This is a genomic window from Halomonas sp. BMC6, assembly GCF_964204995.1.
Taxonomy (GTDB): Bacteria; Pseudomonadota; Gammaproteobacteria; order Pseudomonadales; family Halomonadaceae; genus Vreelandella.
Genome location: NZ_CAXNSH010000001.1, coordinates 2,061,389 through 2,080,414 on the forward strand (window position 1 = coordinate 2,061,389; position 19,026 = coordinate 2,080,414).

Annotated in this window: 14 protein-coding genes; 11 read left to right on the top strand and 3 right to left on the bottom strand. The window is 59.4% G+C overall.

Annotation, left to right across the window (positions count from 1 at the left end; genetic code table 11):
* Nucleotides 1-86 precede the first annotated feature (86 nt).
* Genes dnaX through AB6K10_RS09990 form a run of 7 tightly spaced genes read left to right on the top strand, consistent with a single transcriptional unit; the run spans nucleotide 87 to nucleotide 5,597 of the window.
* Nucleotides 87-2,033, top strand: a complete 1,947-nt coding sequence (gene dnaX / locus AB6K10_RS09960) for a DNA polymerase III subunit gamma/tau (protein ID WP_339118604.1) — start codon at nucleotides 87-89, stop codon at nucleotides 2,031-2,033.
* Between the two features lie 49 nt (nucleotides 2,034-2,082).
* Complete coding sequence (locus AB6K10_RS09965) at nucleotides 2,083-2,409, top strand: YbaB/EbfC family nucleoid-associated protein (protein WP_339118605.1); 327 nt, start codon at nucleotides 2,083-2,085, stop codon at nucleotides 2,407-2,409.
* A 3-nt stretch (nucleotides 2,410-2,412) separates the two neighbouring features.
* A complete protein-coding gene (recR, locus tag AB6K10_RS09970; RefSeq protein ID WP_159341718.1) occupies nucleotides 2,413-3,018 on the top strand; it encodes a recombination mediator RecR in 606 nt (201 codons plus the stop codon).
* A gap of 53 nt (nucleotides 3,019-3,071) precedes the next feature.
* On the top strand, nucleotides 3,072-4,205 hold the full coding sequence (gene rnd, locus AB6K10_RS09975; protein WP_159341719.1) for a ribonuclease D: 1,134 nt from the start codon (nucleotides 3,072-3,074) through the stop codon (nucleotides 4,203-4,205).
* Nucleotides 4,202-4,495, top strand: coding sequence for a YcgL domain-containing protein (locus tag AB6K10_RS09980; protein WP_253017318.1), 294 nt, complete (start codon nucleotides 4,202-4,204; stop codon nucleotides 4,493-4,495). The genes rnd and AB6K10_RS09980 overlap by 4 nt, the downstream gene beginning before the upstream one ends.
* A gap of 31 nt (nucleotides 4,496-4,526) precedes the next feature.
* Nucleotides 4,527-5,099: an ACP phosphodiesterase gene (locus AB6K10_RS09985; protein WP_339118606.1), complete on the top strand. Its 573-nt coding sequence runs from the start codon at nucleotides 4,527-4,529 to the stop codon at nucleotides 5,097-5,099.
* 39 nt (nucleotides 5,100-5,138) lie between these two features.
* Complete coding sequence (locus AB6K10_RS09990; RefSeq protein WP_253017322.1) at nucleotides 5,139-5,597, top strand: YcgN family cysteine cluster protein; 459 nt, start codon at nucleotides 5,139-5,141, stop codon at nucleotides 5,595-5,597.
* Nucleotides 5,598-5,655: 58 nt separating this feature from the next.
* On the opposite strand, the gene AB6K10_RS09995 is transcribed toward AB6K10_RS09990, so the two are convergent.
* Nucleotides 5,656-5,826, bottom strand: a complete 171-nt coding sequence (locus AB6K10_RS09995) for a hypothetical protein (protein ID WP_167520872.1) — start codon at nucleotides 5,824-5,826, stop codon at nucleotides 5,656-5,658.
* A gap of 173 nt (nucleotides 5,827-5,999) precedes the next feature.
* Nucleotides 6,000-9,977, bottom strand: a complete 3,978-nt coding sequence (locus AB6K10_RS10000; RefSeq protein WP_339118607.1) for an EAL domain-containing protein — start codon at nucleotides 9,975-9,977, stop codon at nucleotides 6,000-6,002.
* A gap of 315 nt (nucleotides 9,978-10,292) precedes the next feature.
* On the opposite strand from AB6K10_RS10000, the gene AB6K10_RS10005 reads away from it, so the two are divergent.
* The 4 genes from AB6K10_RS10005 to AB6K10_RS10020 are packed head-to-tail and all read left to right on the top strand — an operon-like array spanning nucleotide 10,293 to nucleotide 16,937.
* Entirely contained in the window at nucleotides 10,293-14,849 is a 4,557-nt protein-coding gene (locus AB6K10_RS10005; RefSeq protein ID WP_339118608.1) for an EAL domain-containing protein, read from the top strand.
* The gene (locus AB6K10_RS10010; protein ID WP_339118609.1) at nucleotides 14,846-15,388 is read left to right on the top strand and encodes a hypothetical protein; all 543 of its coding nucleotides are present in this window, start codon (nucleotides 14,846-14,848) and stop codon (nucleotides 15,386-15,388) included. The genes AB6K10_RS10005 and AB6K10_RS10010 overlap by 4 nt, the downstream gene beginning before the upstream one ends.
* 51 nt (nucleotides 15,389-15,439) lie before the next feature.
* Nucleotides 15,440-16,336: a hypothetical protein gene (locus tag AB6K10_RS10015; RefSeq protein ID WP_339118610.1), complete on the top strand. Its 897-nt coding sequence runs from the start codon at nucleotides 15,440-15,442 to the stop codon at nucleotides 16,334-16,336.
* Between the two features lie 10 nt (nucleotides 16,337-16,346).
* Nucleotides 16,347-16,937: a biliverdin-producing heme oxygenase gene (locus AB6K10_RS10020; RefSeq protein ID WP_339118611.1), complete on the top strand. Its 591-nt coding sequence runs from the start codon at nucleotides 16,347-16,349 to the stop codon at nucleotides 16,935-16,937.
* Here the strand turns inward: AB6K10_RS10020 and AB6K10_RS10025 are convergent.
* The gene (locus tag AB6K10_RS10025; RefSeq protein WP_339118612.1) at nucleotides 16,909-18,975 is read right to left on the bottom strand and encodes a prolyl oligopeptidase family serine peptidase; all 2,067 of its coding nucleotides are present in this window, start codon (nucleotides 18,973-18,975) and stop codon (nucleotides 16,909-16,911) included. The genes AB6K10_RS10020 and AB6K10_RS10025 overlap by 29 nt on opposite strands.
* Between the last annotated feature and the right edge of the window lie 51 nt (nucleotides 18,976-19,026).

Genomic DNA, 19,026 nt, shown 5'->3' on the forward strand with positions numbered 1-19,026 from the left:
ATCACTAAGCGCTTACTCTTAGCAAACGCGGCTCACGATGGGCCGCGTCGCATCGATAGTCAGCCCGCCAAAGGAAGTTTTGCTCAATGAGCTATCAGGTTCTGGCCCGCAAGTGGCGGCCACGTACATTCCACGAGCTCGTGGGCCAGGCCCATGTTCAACGCGCCCTGGTCAATGCCCTTGATCAGGGCCGTTTGCACCATGCCTATCTCTTTACCGGCACGCGAGGAGTCGGCAAAACCACCTTGGCGCGGATTTTGGCGAAGTGCCTCAACTGCACGGCGAATGGGCGCGGCGACGAAGGCATCACCTCGACCCCCTGTGGTCAGTGTGATAGCTGCCAAGCCATCGACGAGGGGCGCTTCGTCGACCTGATCGAAGTCGATGCTGCCTCGCGTACCAAAGTGGAAGACACCCGCGAGCTGCTCGATAATGTCCAGTACGCGCCTACACAAGGGCGCTATAAAGTGTATCTCATCGACGAGGTACACATGCTGTCCACCAGCAGCTTCAACGCGCTGCTGAAAACGCTGGAAGAACCCCCGCCCCACGTCAAGTTCTTGCTGGCGACGACCGACCCGCAGAAACTCCCTGCAACCGTTCTATCCCGCTGTCTGCAGTTTACGCTCAAGCATATGCCGCCTGAGCGTGTCGTCGAGCATTTGACCTACGTGCTGGGGCAGGAGGGCGTCGATTACGACGAGAGCGCGCTGTGGCTACTGGGCAAAGCCGCCGAGGGCTCCATGCGCGATGCCATGAGTCTGACCGACCAAGCCATTGCGTTTGGCCAAGGCGCCGTTCGCCATGCCGATGTGGCTGCCATGCTCGGCACGCTAGACCATCGCCATGTGCTCGCGCTCGTCGATGCGCTGGCGGACGTGGATGTGCAGAAGCTGTTGGCGGAAGTGGCTCAGCTGGCCGAGCAGGGGCCGGATTTTGCTGCCGTGCTGGATGAGTTGACGGCCATCCTCCACCGCTTGGCCGTCGCGCAGATGGTGCCCGATGCAGTGGACAACAGCCATGGAGATCGGGCGCAGATTCAGCAGTTGGCCAGCCGGTTTACCGCCGAGGACATCCAACTCTATTACCAGATTGGTATTCAAGGGCGTGGCGATATGGTGCATGCCCCGGATTTGCGCAGTGCCTTGGAAATGACGCTGTTGCGTATGCTGGCGTTCCGCCCCCAGGGTGTGCCGAAACCGCCGGCAACGCCGCTACCTCTGCGCCGCGAACCCGCCGCCGAGGCAAGCGTGCCAGCCGACGCCGCGACCGACACCGTTGACTCGGTGGATGAGTCAAGCGCAAAAAAGCCTGAGCCTGTACCCGTAGCCGCCGAGGACGAGCCTCCAGCGCCCGCTGAGGTGCAGGCCGCCACGTCACCCAACGATTCGCACGTCGAGGTGGCTGAGCAGCATCGGCCAGAGCTCAGCAGTGAAGCGCCGCCGCCCTGGTCGCTTGAAGACGTAGAAAGTGCCGCTACCCTCTCGCCAGAGCCAGAGCCAGAGCCAGAGCCAGAGCCAGAGCCAGAGCCAGAGCCAGAGCCAGAGCCAGAGCCAGAGCCAGAGCCAGAGCCTCCAGCTCCCCCTTCGACAGCGATGACGCCCAGTGCCGACTCCGTGTCCGAGCATGGCCGTTGGGACCATGCGGCATGGTTAGCCCATTTTGACGCGCTGGGTTTGGGTGGCCTAACGCGGAATTTGGCCGCGCACTGTCAACTGCAGAGCGATGATGGGCAGACCGTGATACTGCGACTCGATCCCAGCCAATCGGCCATGCAAGCCGATGTGCATAACGGTCGAATCGAGCGAGCGCTCAAGGCCCTGGGCATGGCGAGAAACGTTCAGTTCAGTGTGGCCGAGCTAGATACAGCGCTCGAGACGCCCCGTCAGCAGGAAGAGCGTCAGCAGCAGGAGCGTCACGCACAGGCGGTTGATCTATTGCATCACGACCCCAATATTCAGAAGTTACAGCAGGCGTTTGGGGCTACGCTAATTGAGTCCAGTGTCAAACCCACGCCAGCGTCGCGTTCGTAACGGCCAACGGCGACCCAATATTCGTTTCAATATTTGAGGAGAACACCGCATGTTCAAAGGCGGAATGGGCAACATCATGAAGCAAGCCCAAGAGATGCAGGAAAAGATGCAGCGCGTGCAGGAAGAAGTCGCCAAAGCGGAAGTGCATGGCGAAGCGGGCGCTGGCATGGTCAAGATCACCATGAACGGTCGCCATGACGTCAGCGATGTCACCATCGATCCGAGCGTACTGGAAGAAGATAAAGAGCTACTGGAAGACCTGTTAGCGGCCGCCGTCAACGACGCCGTTCGCAAGGTGGAGGCCAATTCCAAGGCGAAGATGGAAGAAGCAACGGCTGGCCTGAACCTGCCACCCGGCTATAAGATGCCCTTCTAAATCATGCGATTTTCCCCGCTTGTCGAGCAATTGATGGACGCGTTTCGCGTGCTGCCAGGCGTTGGGCCGAAAACGGCCCAACGCATGGCCATGCATTTGTTAGAGCGCGAGCGCCCAGGCGGCCAGCGTCTGGCAGCGGTGATCCAGCAGGCGATTGAAGAGGTCGGTTACTGCCAACGCTGTCGAACGCTGACCGAGGCAGAGATCTGTGCGCTGTGTGAGAGTCCGCGCCGAGACGACGCTTTGCTCTGCGTCGTCGAATCCCCCGCAGACCAGCTAGCGGTCGAAGAGGCCGGCGGTTTCCAAGGTCGCTATTTCGTGCTGCATGGCCATCTTTCGCCGCTCGACGGTATCGGACCCGAGGCCATCGGCCTCGATGTGCTCGAAGGCATCGTCGCAGAGGGCACCGTCCGTGAAGTGGTATTGGCCACCAACCCCACTGTAGAGGGCGAGGCCACGGCCCACTACATCGCTTCACAGCTCGCGCATTACGGTGTCTCTTTCTCGCGCCTCGCCTACGGTGTCCCCATGGGCGGCGAGCTGGAGTATGTCGATGGCGGCACGCTTAGCCGCGCCTTTAACGGTCGCCAACCCTTTGCTGGCGACTAACACTGATAAGAAACGCAAGCGCTGATGCGGTTGTGCCAACCCGGAAAACTGCTTTGTCCTCTTCAAGCTCTTCTTTATATCAATGGATTGATAATGCCGAGGCATTGGACGCCGCCTGCGAAAAGGTGGCCGGTGCCCGCGTCATTGCCCTCGATACCGAGTTTTTCCGCGAGAATACCTTCTTCCCGGTACCTGCGCTGATCCAGTTCGCCAGCGATGACGTCGCCTATTTGGTCGATCCGCTCGCCACCCCCTGTACGGCATCGTTCAAAGCGCTGTTGCAAAATAGCGCGGTGAAACTACTGCATGCCTGCAGTGAAGATTTGGAGGTGTTCCAGCACTGGGCAGGCGTGCTGCCCACGCCGCTGGTAGACACCCAAGTAGCGCAGGCCTTTTTGGGTGAAAACCCGGGGATGGGCTACCAAAAGCTGGTCGAACATTGGATGGGAGAAACGCTTCCCAAGGAAGAGACGCGCTCCAATTGGTTGGAACGTCCGTTGACGCCCTCTCAATGTGAATACGCCGCCCTCGATGTGATTTACTTGCTCAAAGTGTGGCAGCGTCAAGCGGAACAGCTTGACGCATTGGGGCGTCGTGACTGGCTGGAGAGTGAATGCGCAAGCCTGATCGAACAGGCTGGTCGCAGCGTCGAAAGCGATGGTCAGTGGTATACTCGCCAGCGTCAGCTGTGGCGGCTGTCGCCCCGCCAGCTCGAAGCGTACCGGTTGATGACCATCTGGCGCGAAGGCGAAACGCGCCGCCGCGACCTGCCGCGTAACTGGTTAGTGAGCGATAAGCTGCTGTTTGCCGTGGCGGAAAAGATGCCGAAAAACCGCTATGAGTTGGCCGAGGTCGAGGGTGTCAAACCGCCGCTGGTCAAGAAAGAGGGCGACGCCTTGCTGGCCCTCGTTAAGCAGGCGCAACTCTGCCCTGAGAGTGACTTGCCTGCGCGCTGGCCGGACCCCATGCAGCCTGCGTTCAAGCGCCGCTTCAAGGCCATCAAAGGGGTCGTGACCGAACAGGCGTCCGCGTTGAATATTGCCCCGGAAATGTTGCTGCGACGCCGGGATATCGAAGTGCTCGTGATGCAGCGGCTCGCCGAGCAGCCGCTGACGGAGCTCGGCGGCTGGCGTGGCCACTGCCTCACCCAGGCGATTCACCAAGCGCTCGAGGAGGCCTCTTTATGAGCGACAAGTTACTTTGTGAGATTTTCAAAAGCTCACGCAAAGACGAAATGTACCTGTACGTGGACAAGCGTAAGGGCATAGAGAGCGTGCCGGATGCGCTGATGGACACCTTTGGTAAGCCGGTGCCTGTGCTGACCATGATCCTGACCGAGGACAAGACGCTTGCCCGCGTCAAGGCGGCGGATGTCATGGCGGCCATTGACGAGCAGGGCTTTTACCTGCAAATGCCGCCTGCCAAAGAGCCCTATTTACTCGACATTCATCGGGCGCAGTCCGCAGACCGCTCGTGAACGGACGAAGGCGCCGTCGGGGGGCTTTACCATGAATTTTCTGGCCCACGCATGGCTGGCACAGCCAGGAAACGATGGTTTTTTGTACGGTAACTTGATCGCCGATGGGGTGAAGGGCAGTGATCTCTCGGCGTGGTCGCCCAGCGTCGCAAGCGGTATTCGCCATCATCGACGGGTCGATGCCTGGGTAGATCAGCACCCTAGTGTCCTGTTGGCCAAGCGGCGCGCCCCGAAGATGCAACGGCGTTACGCGGGTATTGCCCTGGATATCGTTTGGGACCACTTTATTGCCCGCCAGCATGCAGGCACAGAGCAACACGCCTTGGTCGAGCGCTGCTATCGTCTACTGACTGCTTGGCCCGCACCACAGCGCCTGTCGACGATGATGCCGATCCTGATCGAGCAGGACTGGCTACGCCGCTATGCGGATTTCGACTTTACGTGCCGCGCGGTATCGGGGATTGGGCAGCGGCTATCAGGCGCTAATCGCTTGGCCGAGCTCGTCCCTTGGTTGCGCGAAGATTACGCCGCGTTGGAACAAGATTTCAGTCGACTATGGAGCGAATGTCGTGCCGAGCTCACCAGTCATGGTGACGTACGCTGACACCTTCAACGATGCTATGGTTAACCGAGGTGACGAGAGATGGAAACCGCGCTACGCGAGCGCTTCTGGGAACGCTATCCCCTGGAAGAACTCACCCAGCCCGAATGGGAGGCGCTGTGTGACGGCTGCGGCCAGTGCTGCTTGCTCAAGCTGCACGATGACGAGACGCAAGAGCTGGCCATTCTGAACGTGGCTTGCAGACTGTTGGATACTCATAGCTGTCAGTGCAGTGATTATGAGAACCGCTTTGACAGTGTGCCGGATTGTACGCAGCTAACCCCCGCGCTGGTCAAGGAGTTTACTTGGCTGCCCCACACCTGCGGTTATCGACGCGTAGCGGAAGGGCGTAAGCTGGCAGGTTGGCACCCCTTGTTGAGTAACGATGCCGAGCGGGTGCACCGTAAAGGGGTCAGCGTACGTGGATTTGCCGTGTCGCAAGATGAGGTGCCAGAAAAATACCTCGAAGAGCACATCATTGCCGTGATTCCGATGACGTGATGGGACGCCCGTGTGGCATTGCCATCCTTGGCCATGAAGCCGCTCGCTGCCCTCTGGGTTAGCTGGCGGCTTTACTTTTGGTGCTGTCCCAAATCGTCAAGAACGCTTCTTTCAGCGTCGAGGGCTGCGGTGTGTTGGAACGTTGCTGAACGTTTTGCTTGGCCTTTTTTTGCGCCGCGTTGGTGGCCGGTGCGTCCCAGATGGTCAGAAACTTCTCTTCATAGCTCATGATGTGCCTCGTCAAAATGGTTAGACGTTGGTATATACAACTTATGGCTAGTATGGCGTAAAAAAGGCACGCTGTGAAGTTTTTATGGAAAATGTTTTCATAAAATATGGTGGGGCCGTGCTCGCCAACAAAAAAGCAGCGCCTAGGCGCTGCTCGTTCACCGATGTCATCGCTTAATGTTGGCGGGTGCCACGCTCGGTTAGCCAATGGGTGAGGGCGTCGAACGGCATGGGCTTGGCGAACAAATACCCTTGTAGCACGTCGCACTCCAGCGAGAGGAGCTGCTGCTCCTGTTGGCGGGTTTCTACCCCCTCGGCAACCACGTTGAGTTCCAGATGGTGCGCCAGGGCGATGATGCCTTGCACGACGGCGGCATCTTTGCTGTTGTCTTCGATATTGAGGATAAAGCTGCGATCGATTTTGATTTTGTCGATGGGGAGATGGCGCAGATAGCTAAGGCTCGAGAACCCCGTGCCAAAATCGTCGATCGCAATACTGATGCCCATGCCGCGCAGGGCGTGCAGCGTATCGATGGCGGCGTCGGTGTCGTTCATCAAAATGCCCTCGGTCAGCTCTAGCTCAAGGGCGGTCGGCGGTAATCCCGTGACCTCTAGCGTTTTGCGTAGCGAGCTTAAAAAGCTAGGACGATGAAACTGCATGGGAGAGAGGTTGACCGCCATGCGACAGTCGCTCGATAACAGCGGCTGCAGCTGTAAGAAATCCTTGGCGGCGCGCTCCATGACCCACTGGCTCAAGCCAATGATCTGTCCCGTCTCTTCGGCAATGGGAATGAACAGCGCAGGCGATATCGGCCCTTTGACGGGGTGGTTCCAGCGCACGAGCGCTTCGAACCCTCGGATATCGCCCGCTCGACCCAGCAGCGGCTGATAGTGGAGTTCGAACTGCTCCTGTGTGATGGCCTCTTGCAGGTCGTTTCTCAGCGTGACGCGCTGCGTCAGCTTTTGATTAATGTCGTGGGTGAAAGTTTGTAGCGTGTTGCGCCCTTGCTGTTTGGCTTTGTACATCGCCATGTCCGCTTGTTGCAGGAGCGCTGCAGGGTTTTCCAGGCCCTCATCGCTCAATGCGATACCAATGCTGGCGGAGAGGTAGAGTTCATGGCGATCAATACGATAGGGCTGGGCCAGCTCCAGGAGCAAGCGCTCGGCCACCTCTTGGGCCTGATGCGGCGCGTCCAAGTCGGGCAGCAGCAGTACGAACTCATCGCCGCCGAAGCGGCAGAGCGTGTCCGAGGGGCGAATCACCTCTTCCAAGCGCCGTGCGACGCTGATCAATACTTGGTCGCCCACCGCATGGCCCAGCGTGTCATTGATCGGCTTGAACTCGTCCAAATCGATGAACAGCACCGCTAGCTGCTGACGGTGGCGTTTGGCGAGATCGACGTCATGGCGCAAACGGTCTTCGAATAGCGCTCGGTTGCCAAGCCCGGTGAGGGCGTCGTGCGTTGCATGAAAGGCCAGTTCGTTTTCGTGATCTTTGCGCTCGGAGATGTCGTTGATGATGCCGACGAAATGCGTGGCCTGCCCGTCTTGCGCCCGTACCGGAGAAATAAAGACGTTGTTCCAGAAGGCGCGACCATCCTTGCGGTAGTTGCGAATCGTCAAGCTGATGTCCCGCTGCTGAAGAAGCGCGTCACAGATCTCCTGCACTTGTTTGGGGTCGGTATCCGGCCCCTGTAAAAAGCGGCAGTTTCGGTGCCGCACGTCATCAAAGTCGTAGCCGGTGATCTCTACGAACGCTGGGTTGACGTAAATGATCGGGAAATCGTCGTTTTGCGCCTCACAAATCAAGACGCCGTTACTGCTCGCCTCTAGGCTGCGTTGAAAAATGCGCAGCTGCGCTTCATTGAAGCGCAGTGCGGTCATCTCTTTCACCACCCCATACACGCCGACCACCGTTTCCATGACCACGGTCGGCAGAAACGAGATATCGACGAAATGTAGCTCGCCCGTTTGGCTGGGCAGCTCGATCTCGAAGCGCTGTGATACGCCGGTGAGGGCTTGGCTAAAAACCTCATTGATCGGCTCGCGCTGTTCAGTCGGCAGCAGACTGTACAGGTGTTGGCCGATAATATCGGCTTCGCTCATGGACAGTAGGGTCAGCAGCGACTGGTTCACGCTGAGGAAGTAGCCGTCGACATCCAGCGAAAACACGCCGTCCGGGTTTTGGGTAAACAGTGAACGAAAGCGCTGCTCGCTGTCTTGTAGCGTTTGCTGATGGTTATAGCGCTCGATGGCCAGACGCATTAGCCGCAGCGCGCTAGGTAGCAGCGATGACTCTACCTCGAGTGCGCGGTGGCCTGATAAGGGCTGGTCCTGTTTCGACAGCAAGACTACCGCCCCTAACGGCAGCGCCTCTCCGCTGCTTAGTATATGGACGGTGGCGCTAACGTAGCCGTACTGGGCGGCCATCTGGCTAAACGCCGTCGACGCGCTGGGGGTTATCGGCAAGTTCGCCGCCATCTCTCCTTGCTGATGCAGCTCGGTCGCCAAGGTGATGAGGCTCTCGTTGAAGGGCATGGATTCCTGCAAGGCAAAGGGAAGGCTGCAGGAGAGCAGCTCCACTCGGTAGGCCGCAGCGTTGTCCAGTCGCCATATCGCGGTGTGGCAATGGGGGCTTTGTTGCTCCAACAGTCGGCAAATCTGTAATAGCGTGGCTCTGCACGGCTCGTCGCGGGCAATCATGGCCTGAATGCGGTGCTGGTCCTCCAGTGCCTCTTTGGCTTTGGCAAGTTCCAGCGTGCGCTGTGCCCGTGCGGCAATCAACGCCAGGCTCAGGACTAGCTGGTAGGTGAGCAGCAGGCCCGCCACGCCAATACCGGCGGCAATGAAATTGGCCAGCTCGAACACGGAGGAAGGGGGCGGCCAAAGGCTCAAATGCAGCGCAGCTCCGCCGGGTAACCCCAGGTGCTGCTCACTGAGCGGTGTGCTCTCCTGTAACGCTGCTGGCACTCCAGGCGCGATGCCTGGAGCGAGGATATGCCCATCGGGATGGCTGATCGAAAGCGTGAAGGCTTGATCTGCAATCTGGGTCTCTTTGGCCAACAGATAAGCGATATCGATAACTGCCACGAGTTGGTAGCGCTGCTCGACGGAAGGCTTCAACGCCAGCAGGGCGATGTCGGGACGCTCGGGATCAGGAAAGAACCACTGGACGGATTGCTGCTGTTGATTGAGCCAGCGTAATACCGGCAAGCTAACGAGCTGATCATCCAGCCATAAAAGATCGCGGCCCTGCTGAGCGCGGCGCCATACATCCCGGGCCAAGGGGTTGAAATAGGCCAGCGCCAGGATGCTGGGGTAGTCGTTCCAGTAGCGAGCGACTTCCCGTTGGCGGGACGCCTCGTCTTCGAAAACGTCTTGCCAGCGTTCGGCGAGCCGCTCGAGTACGATGGTGCGAGAGTTGAACGTTCGTTCGATACTGGTCGTTACGCTGGCGAGCGTATTGTGTGCTTCGGCTCGGGTCGTTTCGTGTTGATTCCAACTGATCAAAAACCACGCGCTCATACTCAGCGCCACCCCCACGATGCCTGCGGCGACAGCGGCTTTGCTCAGGGAGGTCGCCAAATGCGGCACGTGTCGGCTGACCATGATCATGGCCAAACCAAACGAGAAGCACAGTAGCCCCGGTAACAGCGCACTGGCACGGGGGAACCATCTAGGCAGTGGAAGGCCCGCCTGATAGAGCAGCGTCAAGCTGCCAATGCCCCACAGCACGATGCCACCCACTTGCCATACGCGACGCTGCCAAGTGCCCTGGGGGCCTACCCACAAACAGAAGGCCGCCAGCAGTAAGGTCGGCGCGGCTTGAGTGGGAAGTCTGGGCTGGCCGGTGAGCCAGGAGACGCCGGTGTTGCCTGCGATGACGTTATGCACTGCCGTGTAAAACGCCAATATCAATAGGGCAAGGCCTGCGATGCGCCGCCAGCGCGGAGCGTTGGCCATGACGGCACTCAAGCCAAGGCCTGAGAGCAGAATGACCAGCGAGCTGTCGGGCAGGACGGCCAGCGCCTGAGGCTGAGGCAAGCTGGGAACGACGCCGAATACTAGGCTAGCGCCACCGATGATAACGGTGGTGGTTAGCAGCATGAGTAGGCCCGTTTGTAACGCTAGCTCACGGTTGTTTACATCCATTAGGCAGGAATCATCTAAAGCAGGGAGAGAATCAGACTGGCTGTCGCCAAGCCGGGTGGCGTTCGAATAATCTCAGCGAAGTAAGGGGCTGGCAAGGCGCATTAGGTCGTAACCCGCCATATTTTAACGACAGCGTTAAAAAGAGGCAGGCCATGTTAAGGGGTGTAACGACCTTGTCGCCTAGGTCGGCGAAAAGACCTGGCTCATAAATGATAAACAGCGGTCAGGCGGGCAGTTTATCGAGCGAGAACATATAGCTTTGCTATCGAGCTGTGTAGACTGGGGAAAAGACCTATCGATTCGTAAGGGAACCTCATGACGGCTGCAACCTCTGCTCCTCTCTCGCCTATTGTGGTGGGTATTGGTGCCTCGGCGGGCGGGCTCGAAGCCATTTCGAAATTGATCCGCTCGCTTGATCCTGCCTTGCCCATGGCGTTTGTCGTGCTGCAGCATGTCTCCCCTACCCACAAGAGCATGCTGGTGGATATTCTCAGCCGCGAAACGCGCCTAAGGGTGACGCGGCTCGAAAACCTGCAGCGCCCCGAACCGGGGGTGATCTATGTCGTGCCCGCCAATACCAATGCCACGATTAAAGACGGCGTGTTTTACACCACGGCTGCATTGCCCCATGTGGTGCCCAAGCCGTCGGTGAACGATTTCTTCTCCTCGTTGGCCAGTGATGCCCACGAAGCCTCTGTCGGCATCGTGCTGTCAGGCACGGGGTCTGACGGTACCGCCGGGCTGCGGGCGATCTTGGCCGCAGGTGGCATTACCATGGTGCAAACGCCCGGCAGCGCCAAGTATGAGGGAATGCCCCAATCGGCGATCGATGCTGGGGTCATCGATTATATCCTCGACGTCGAAGAGATGGCCCCACGATTGGCAGAGCTGGCGAGGTTGGAGTGCGCGAGTCTCGAAGGCAACCAAGTCGCGGTGCCGCAGCGCTTACTGACGCTATTGAAAGAGCGTCGCCAGCTCGATTTTTCAGGCTATAAACCGGGCACTATCAGCCGTCGGCTTCGCCGCCGTATGGTGGCGACCCAGGTCGCCGACATGCAGCAGTACGTCGCGCTGGTGGAGCAGGACCCCGCTGAGTTGGAGCAGCTTGGGCGCGATATTCTCATCTCCGTCACCGCCTTTTTTCGCGATGCCAGTGCCTTTGACGCGCTCAAGAAAGTCATCCATCCCATGGTGGAGCAAGTCGATAAGGGGCCGCTGCGCATCTGGGTGGCGGGCTGTGCCACTGGCGAGGAGGCTTACTCCATCGCACTGTTGGTGGCCGAGTCGAAACGTGTGCTCGATAGCGAGGCGGTGGTGCAAGTCTTTGCCACGGATATCGACGAGGAAGCGTTGGAAATCGCCCGGCGTGGGCGCTACCTAGGGGCCGCGTTGGAGGCGTTACCCCAACCGCTGTTGGCGCGCTACTTTACGGCCCATGAACACTTCTATGAAGTGAATAAAACGCTGCGCGACATGATCGTGTTTGCCAAGCACAATTTGGTCGATGACCCGCCGTTTTTGCGCTTGAACCTGATTACTTGTCGTAACGTTTTGATCTATTTCGATAATGAGCTCCAGTCTAAAGTTCTGCAGCGGTTTCATTTCGGTCTCAAAGTCAAGGGCGCGCTGTTTCTGGGGCGCTCTGAGAGCATTGGCCACTCCGAGGCGCTGTTCACGCCTATCGATCGACGTGAACGACTGTTTGCCAAGCAGGGCGAAAGTCGCGACGTGCTGGATAACGCACCGACCTCTAGGCGGACGAACTCTCCCCTAAAGCGCAGAGACCGTGATATGCAGCAGCTGCTGGATGCACTGGTAGCGCACATGGGTGCTACCGTGGCCTTGTGTGATGCGCAAGGCAACGTGCAGCACACGGCGGGCGACGTGAAGCGGTTCTTGCGTTTTCCCGCCGGGCGCACCCAAGTGGGCATTCAGGATGTCATGATCGATCCTTTTCGCGGCGAGCTGATGTCGCTACTGCACCAGTTCAACAAGCAGCGGGAGCCCCAGGTGGGGCGGCGTCGACGATTTGACGACGAGTGGATGCGGCTCAGCGTGCGCGGGCTCACCGAACAGGAGGACGACCGGCGTATCCTGATCGTGTTGGCACCACTGGCTGAGATCGAAAAGCCTGCCAGCCTGCCGCTCGATCAGTTGATGGAGCCACCTCTGCTCGGTGGTGCCGATAGTTTGGAAGATGAATTAGAAGCCACCCGGGAACATCTTCAATCACTCATCGAAGAGTTGGCGACCGCCAATGAGGAGATGCAGTCGCTCAACGAAGAAGCTCAGGCCTCCAACGAGGAGCTTCAGGCTACGAACGAGGAATTAGAGGCCTCTAACGAGGAGCTCCAAGCGACCAACGAAGAGCTGATCAGCCTAAACGAAGAGCTCAACGTCAAAACGGGCGAATTGACCAAGCTCAACGATGAGTATACCTACCTCTACGACGCGCTCGATTTTCCGCTCATGGTGTTCGATAGCGAGCTGTGTCTCAAACGCTATAACGCCCCCGCCGCGCGCTCGTTCAGCGTCCGCCCAACGGCGCTATTGCGCCATGTGTCGGGGCTACGTCTACCCTCCGTCTTCAACGACCTGGAAGAGGCGCTGACAAACGTCTCTCGACAGGCCTCGCCGGTGGAGAACGTCGTCGAGCTAGAGGGGCGGTTACTACAGCGACTGATCACCCCCGGCGTGAACCAGCAAGGGGAGGTGGAGCTGCTCGTGGTGACGCTGATGGACGTGACCGACCTCAGTCAGGTGCAAGCGAAGCTCCGGCAGTCCCAGGCGCAAATGCAGGCGCTGATGGAAAACAGCACGGTAATGATTGCGCTGAAAGACCTCAACGGGCGCTATACCTTTGCCAACCCGCAGTTTCTCACTGCCTTTGGTCTCACCCAAGAGCAACTGATCGGCCGCAACGTGTTCGAGGTGTTTCCCGACATTTACGCGGGCTCGGTATGGGCGAGGGACATGGACGCGGTGCGTTTTCAGCGGATCGTGGAGGCCGAGCACACGCTGCCCAGCGAGCACGGCACTACGCGGATCCTTTCCTGTGTGCATCAGGTGCTGCGCGACGAGCAGGGGCACCCCTACCTCATTTTGACCGAGTCCGAAGACATCACCGCGCGCAAACACGCCGAGCGAGACATGCTGGTCGCCTCCAAAGTGTTCGAACAAGCGGGCGAGGCCATCGTCGTGATCAATGCGCTCGGTGACATTCAATCGGTCAACAACGCCTTTAGCCGTATTACCGGGTACCCCGCCAGCGCCGTCGAGGGGCAGCCAGCGCTGCCTTTGCTGTATTGCGAAGACGAAAACCAGGGCGGGGGGCAGACGCCAGACACCTGCTACGTGCTATGGGAGATCGTCAAACAGCACGGTTACTGGCAGGGCGAGGTGTTCAACAAGCGCCGAGACGGCACGCTGTTTTCCCAGTGGCTAACGCTCAACATGATCGCCCCGGACAGCCAAGACGATGGGCTGTGTGTGGCGGTCTTTTCGGATATTACGCATATCAAGGAGTCTCAGCGCCAGGCTGAGTATCTGGCCACTCACGATGCGCTGACCGGTTTGCCCAATCGCACGCTGTTTCAGGACCGGCTGCAAGTGGCGATTGCCCATGCCAAACGCAGCGAGCAGCTCAGCGCACTGATGTTTTTGGATTTGGATAACTTCAAGAGTATTAACGATACCTTGGGGCATGACGTGGGGGATGAGCTTCTCATCCAAGTGGCCAACCGGCTCAAAGAGTTGGTACGCGATATGGACACCGTTGCCCGACTGGGAGGCGACGAGTTCACGATCATCCTCGTGGATACCTCTATCGAAGGTGCCGAGCAGGTCGCCAAGCGTATTGTCGATGCGCTTTCCAAGCCCTTCGAAGTACGCCGCCATGCGCTGTTCGTGACGTCCAGTATTGGGCTGGCGTTCTGTCCGGACGACGGTGACGACGTGGCAGGGCTCACCAAAGCCGCCGATACGGCAATGTACCGAGCCAAAGAGAACGGCCGTGACCGCTTCGAGCTGTTCAAGCCCGAGTTGCAGGCACGCTTGATGCGCGATGTCGCTATCGAGCATGCGCTGCGTGAGGGCATGGAGCGCGGCCGTTTGCAGCTGGTATATCAGCCGAAGTTCGTCTGCGTCGACCAGGGCCCGCTATGCGGGGCGGAAGCGCTGCTTCGCTGGACGGATCCCCATTTGGGGCAGGTCAGTCCCGCCGACTTCATCCCGGTGGCCGAGGCGACCGGACTGATTCTGGAGTTGGACCGCTACGTAGCTTTGCAGTTGATCCGCCAACTGGCCAAGTGGCGTGACGAGGGGCTGACGCCGCCGCCGATCGCCATGAACGTGTCGGCGCGCAGCTTTCAGGAAGAGCGCTTCATCACGCACCTGTTCAGCTGCTTGAAGCAGTACCGAGTGCCTTACTCACTGGTTCAGGTAGAAATTACCGAAAGCACGCTGGTGGACCGGTCTAGCTCGGCGCTGGGTAATATTGAAAAACTGCGCGAAGCGGGCATCAAGCTGGCGGTGGATGATTTCGGTACCGGCTACTCGTCGCTGGCCTATTTGAAGCGGCTGCCGCTGGCCGAGCTAAAAATCGATAAGAGCTTCGTGGACGGTTTGGGTGGCAACGATGAGGGGGATCAAGCCATTGCGCTGGCTATTTTGGGGATGGCCAAGGCCTTGGGGATTCGCACCGTAGGAGAAGGGGTGGAAACGTCTGCACAATTAACGTGGTTGATTGAAAATGGCTGTGACTTTGTTCAAGGTTACCTGCTTTCGATGCCGCTACCGCTGGCCGAATTTACGACATTGATCGGCGCCAGCGCCTCTTCTAACGACGACCCCTCCCAGGATGCCTTGTCATGACCCAACCCCGTGGCTTTATCCATCAGTGTGAGCAGGAGGAGCTGCACCTCTCAGGCGCCATTCAGCCGCATGGCGTACTGCTGATCACCGATGCCCAAGGCGTGGTATCTCACTGCTCGGCCAACGCCGAGACCCTGTTGAGCGACGTCGAGCCTCCTATCGGACTCGGTCAGCCGCTGCCGGATTGTCTGCACGATGTGACCGCTGCGCTGCCTGAACTCGGCCCAGGCGAGCGCTATATTGGCCAGTGCGATACGCCTAAACAGGAGTTCGATGTGGTGGTCAGCAGCCATCACGGCAACGGTTGGATCTACGAGCTGTACCCTGTCGATGCCCATGCCGCGCCGATGGCGGCCAGCAGCCATGTGGCTGCCGTGCCCGAGAGTGGGGAGGAGCTGGCGACCCAGTGTCAGACGTTGATAGAGAACTTGCTGGCGCTCAGTGGCTTTGATCGGGTGCTGTACTACCGCTTCATGCCGGAGGGCGATGGGGAGGTGCTGGCCGAGGCGCGTCGCGAAGGCGTGACGGGCAGCTATTAAGGACTGCGTTTTCCAGCCAGCGATATTCCCTACATTGCGCGTCAGCTCTATTTGAAAAACCCTTGGCGCACGATTCCTGATGCCACCGCCGCCCCTGTGCCGATTTACGCGGCGCAGGCCGATGCCACACCCGATTTAAGCTTCGTCGATTTGCGCAGCGCTTCGCCGGTGCATTTGGAGTACATGGCCAACATGGGCGTGGGCGGTGCTATTTCGCTACCCATTATTCAAGGGGGGGAGCTGGATGCGTTGATCTCCTGCCACGCCGCAGCGCCCAAGCAGCTCACGGTCAGCCAGTTGGATTCCATGCGTGCTCTGAGCGAGGGCTTTAACCTTCGCCTGCGTGACTTCAAGGCGCGGCGGCGCCAGCAGGTGATCGACGGTCTTCAGCGCCATTTTGACCACGCCAAAACGGTATTGATGCGGCACGGCGAGCTGGAAAGCGCTTGGGAAGAGTTGAGTGACTGGCTCATGGAGACCTTCGCTGCGGATGGGGTGATGTTGCAGATGGGCGAGGAGTACTACCAGCACGGTGTGGGCTTGACGCCTCACGTCATGAGCATGGTGGCGCAGCAGGCAGCGGCCGAGGCTACCCATGTTTGGCTCAGCGACTCTCTGCAGCGTGACTGTCCTGGCATGCCGCTCAGTGAGGTGGCTGGCGTCGCTTTGATCAGCGATCTCCCTCTTGATCAGCACCACACTGTCAATCTCTACTTGTGTCGTGTGGAGCATATTTACGACGTCACGTGGGGGGGCAATCCCGATAAGCCAGTGGACTACCGTGATGGGGGGAGCGTGGTCTCGCCGCGTCGCTCCTTCGAAGCATGGGTCGAGCAGCGCTTGGGCCACAGCCGCCCTTGGACGGCCAGTACCCGCCTTTATCTATTGAAGCTGCGTGCGCTTCTTCAGCAGGCCAAAAGCATGCCCTGGCGTCACGATGGCGAGTGAGGCAGCGCCTATGACACTGGCCCGGCGGCTCCGGCAGGCAACGAAAGCCGACCATCACCGCGTCGATCATCACCCGGCGCTGGCGTCGCTGCTGAGCCCCCAGCTGGACATGGCACGCTACGGCGCCGGGCTTGCCGCGCTCTATCCCGCCATTGCCGGGCTAGAGCGGGCGCTGACTCATACGGTGGGTGGTGACCCAGGCCACTACGCATTGATCCTGCGTGAGCCGCTGCTGCGCCATGACATCAGGCGGCTGGGCCAAATAGTGCCTTCAGCGTGGGCGTTCACCGCGCCTGTCAATACGTATGAGCGGGTAGGCATGCTCTACGTGCTGGAAGGCTCGCGGCTGGGCGGCCACTTTATAGGGCGCCATGCTCAGCGCATGCTGGGGGAGCAGGTGCCATGCCGTTTTTTTACCGACATGCCGCTGACTCCCCACGCCTGGGCTGCCTTTTGGCACTATGCAGAGGCTGCGTGTCCTGAGCACGCATGGCCTGACGCCGTGAGAGGCGCTCGGCAGGCCTTCGGCGAGTTCATCCAAGCACTCACAGCGGCGCTGCCCGCCGACCCCGTTACACCAACCCCAGCGCCCATAGAATGAACGCATCCTGGCGCGCGGCATCTCGCCAGGCTTTGAACCTTCCCGAAGCGCCGCCATGACCACTGCTCATGTCGGTATGCAGCAGAATGGGCGCGTCTCCTTGCTGTGCTTGCGTGACACGGGCGTAGAACTTGGCAGGCTCCCAGTAGCTCACCCGGGTATCGAACCAGCTGCCTTCGATCCACAGCGCTGGGTAGTGGCGCGGTTGGATGTTGTCGATAGGCGAGTAGCCCGCGATACGCTGGGCGACCTCTGGCGCTTCCGGGTTTCCCCACTCCGTGTACTCGGCGGTGGTGAGCGGCAGCTCTGGGTTTTGCATGGTGCGCAGCACATCCAGAAAAGGGACATCCAGCACGGCGGCACAGAACGCCTCGGGGGCGCGGTTGAGGCACGTGCCCACCAGTAGCCCACCGGCGCTGGCACCATAGGCGACCATTCGCTCAGGCTGACTGATATTGGCGGTGACGAGGGCGTCACGGGCGGCTAAAAAGTCGTGAAAGCTGTTCTCTTTGTGGGCCATTTTGCCTTTCAAGTACCACGGTTCGCCGCGCTCGCCGCCGCCCCGCACATGGGCCACGGCAAACGCGACGCCGCGCTCCAGAAGCTCCAGTCGGGCAAACGAAAACCAGGGGTCCAGCGCTTCTCCGTAGGCGCCGTAGCCGTATAACAGGGTGGGCAGTGGCTGGCCTGCCAAATCTGCTCGCATGACGACCGAGACTGGGACCTGCTCGCCATCATGGCTGGTGGCCCAGACTCGGCGGCTGACTAGCTGCTCTGGGGCGAGGCTGCCATGAACGGGCACCTGTTTTAAGAGCGTACGTACACCGTTATCTAGGTTTAAGGCATACCAGCTCGGAGGGCGGGTAAACGACTCTTCGCGCAGGTGCAGCGTGCGCGCGTTAAAGTGTGGCGAGTCTTCCAGTAGCTGTGAACAGGGCGTTTCGGGCAGGTCAATGTAGCTATCAAGCAGCGTTTGGTGATGACTATCCAGCTCCAAATGTCGCAGCAGTACCTGCGCATCCTGATGACTTCGCTCAGCGAGTATCAAGCCCCACTCAAACGCATCGACCCCCTCCAGCGTTGCGTCATCGCGATGCGCAATCAGCGGCAGCCAACTAGCGTTATCGCCTTCGGCACGCATATCCAGTTGAAAGTGGGGGCCCGCCTGGTTATGCAGCCGATAAAACGTGCCTGGCCGATGGTCGATGCTCACCTCGACGCCCGGTTGGCGAGCATGCAAGCACATGGGCTGGGCGCTGGGCTGATCGGCAGGGAGGGCGAGCACTTCCGTGGTCTCTTTCGAGCCCGTCTCGATCATTAACCACGCTTTTGAGCGCGTTTTGCCCACGCCGACCCAGAATTCGGCATCGGCTTCGCGATAGATCACTTCAGGGACTGGCTGTTTCTCTTCCTCGCCAAACGCTACCCATAGCCGCCATAAGCTATCCGGGCGCTGAGTGTCATCGAAGCGAGTGAACAGTAGCGTGGCCCCCTCTGCGCGCTGATCTTCCGCCCAACAAACGCTGGGGCCGATATCACTGAGTAGCTGGCGGGGCGTTCCGCTGGGCAAGGCTTTCAACCATAGCGTAAAGCGCTCGTCGCCCTGAGTATCCTCCGTCCAGGCCAACCACTGCTCGTCGGGGGAGAGCGCCATGTCCCCCATGTCAAAGAAGGGCTGGTCAGCGGCGCGCTCGCGGACGTCGAGAAAACAGGTTTTTTGCTCAGGCTTGCCGTTGGGGTGACGCCACCAGCAGGGGTAATCATCTTCCGCGCCGGTCTCGCTCCAGAACGTAAAGTGGTCAAGCGCTGTCTCTAAACTCTTGACCGCTAACTCTCTGCGTGCCAAATGCGAGCGGTAGAGCGTGTCCGCCAGGGGCGAGAAAGGAGCAAACCAGTCGGCATGCTGCTGGTTGGCCGCCGCGATGAAATCGCTGACCTCAGCGCTATCGCGATTTTCTAACCAGTGCCATTCAGGGTCATCGGCGCGATAATAGCGCGCTACGGGCGAGCCTTCGTGCATACCAGGCTGTGCTTTCATAAATTGATAGGTACCATAACGGGAAATCAACGTCGGGTGCTTCCACCCACA

What these genes read in the sequence shown, in the direction of transcription:
- AB6K10_RS09980 (WP_253017318.1), top strand. Translation starts at nt 4,202, where the DNA reads ATGAGCGACAAGTTACTTTGTGAGATTTTCAAAAGCTCACGCAAAGAC.
- AB6K10_RS09995 (WP_167520872.1), bottom strand. Translation starts at nt 5,826, where the DNA reads ATGAGCTATGAAGAGAAGTTTCTGACCATCTGGGACGCACCGGCCACC.
- AB6K10_RS10010 (WP_339118609.1), top strand. Translation starts at nt 14,846, where the DNA reads ATGACCCAACCCCGTGGCTTTATCCATCAGTGTGAGCAGGAGGAGCTG.
- AB6K10_RS10020 (WP_339118611.1), top strand. Translation starts at nt 16,347, where the DNA reads ATGACACTGGCCCGGCGGCTCCGGCAGGCAACGAAAGCCGACCATCAC.
- AB6K10_RS09965 (WP_339118605.1), top strand. Translation starts at nt 2,083, where the DNA reads ATGTTCAAAGGCGGAATGGGCAACATCATGAAGCAAGCCCAAGAGATG.
- AB6K10_RS09990 (WP_253017322.1), top strand. Translation starts at nt 5,139, where the DNA reads ATGGAAACCGCGCTACGCGAGCGCTTCTGGGAACGCTATCCCCTGGAA.
- dnaX (WP_339118604.1), top strand. Translation starts at nt 87, where the DNA reads ATGAGCTATCAGGTTCTGGCCCGCAAGTGGCGGCCACGTACATTCCAC.
- AB6K10_RS10025 (WP_339118612.1), bottom strand. Translation starts at nt 18,975, where the DNA reads ATGAAAGCACAGCCTGGTATGCACGAAGGCTCGCCCGTAGCGCGCTAT.
- AB6K10_RS10005 (WP_339118608.1), top strand. Translation starts at nt 10,293, where the DNA reads ATGACGGCTGCAACCTCTGCTCCTCTCTCGCCTATTGTGGTGGGTATT.
- recR (WP_159341718.1), top strand. Translation starts at nt 2,413, where the DNA reads ATGCGATTTTCCCCGCTTGTCGAGCAATTGATGGACGCGTTTCGCGTG.
- AB6K10_RS10000 (WP_339118607.1), bottom strand. Translation starts at nt 9,977, where the DNA reads ATGGATGTAAACAACCGTGAGCTAGCGTTACAAACGGGCCTACTCATG.
- AB6K10_RS09985 (WP_339118606.1), top strand. Translation starts at nt 4,527, where the DNA reads ATGAATTTTCTGGCCCACGCATGGCTGGCACAGCCAGGAAACGATGGT.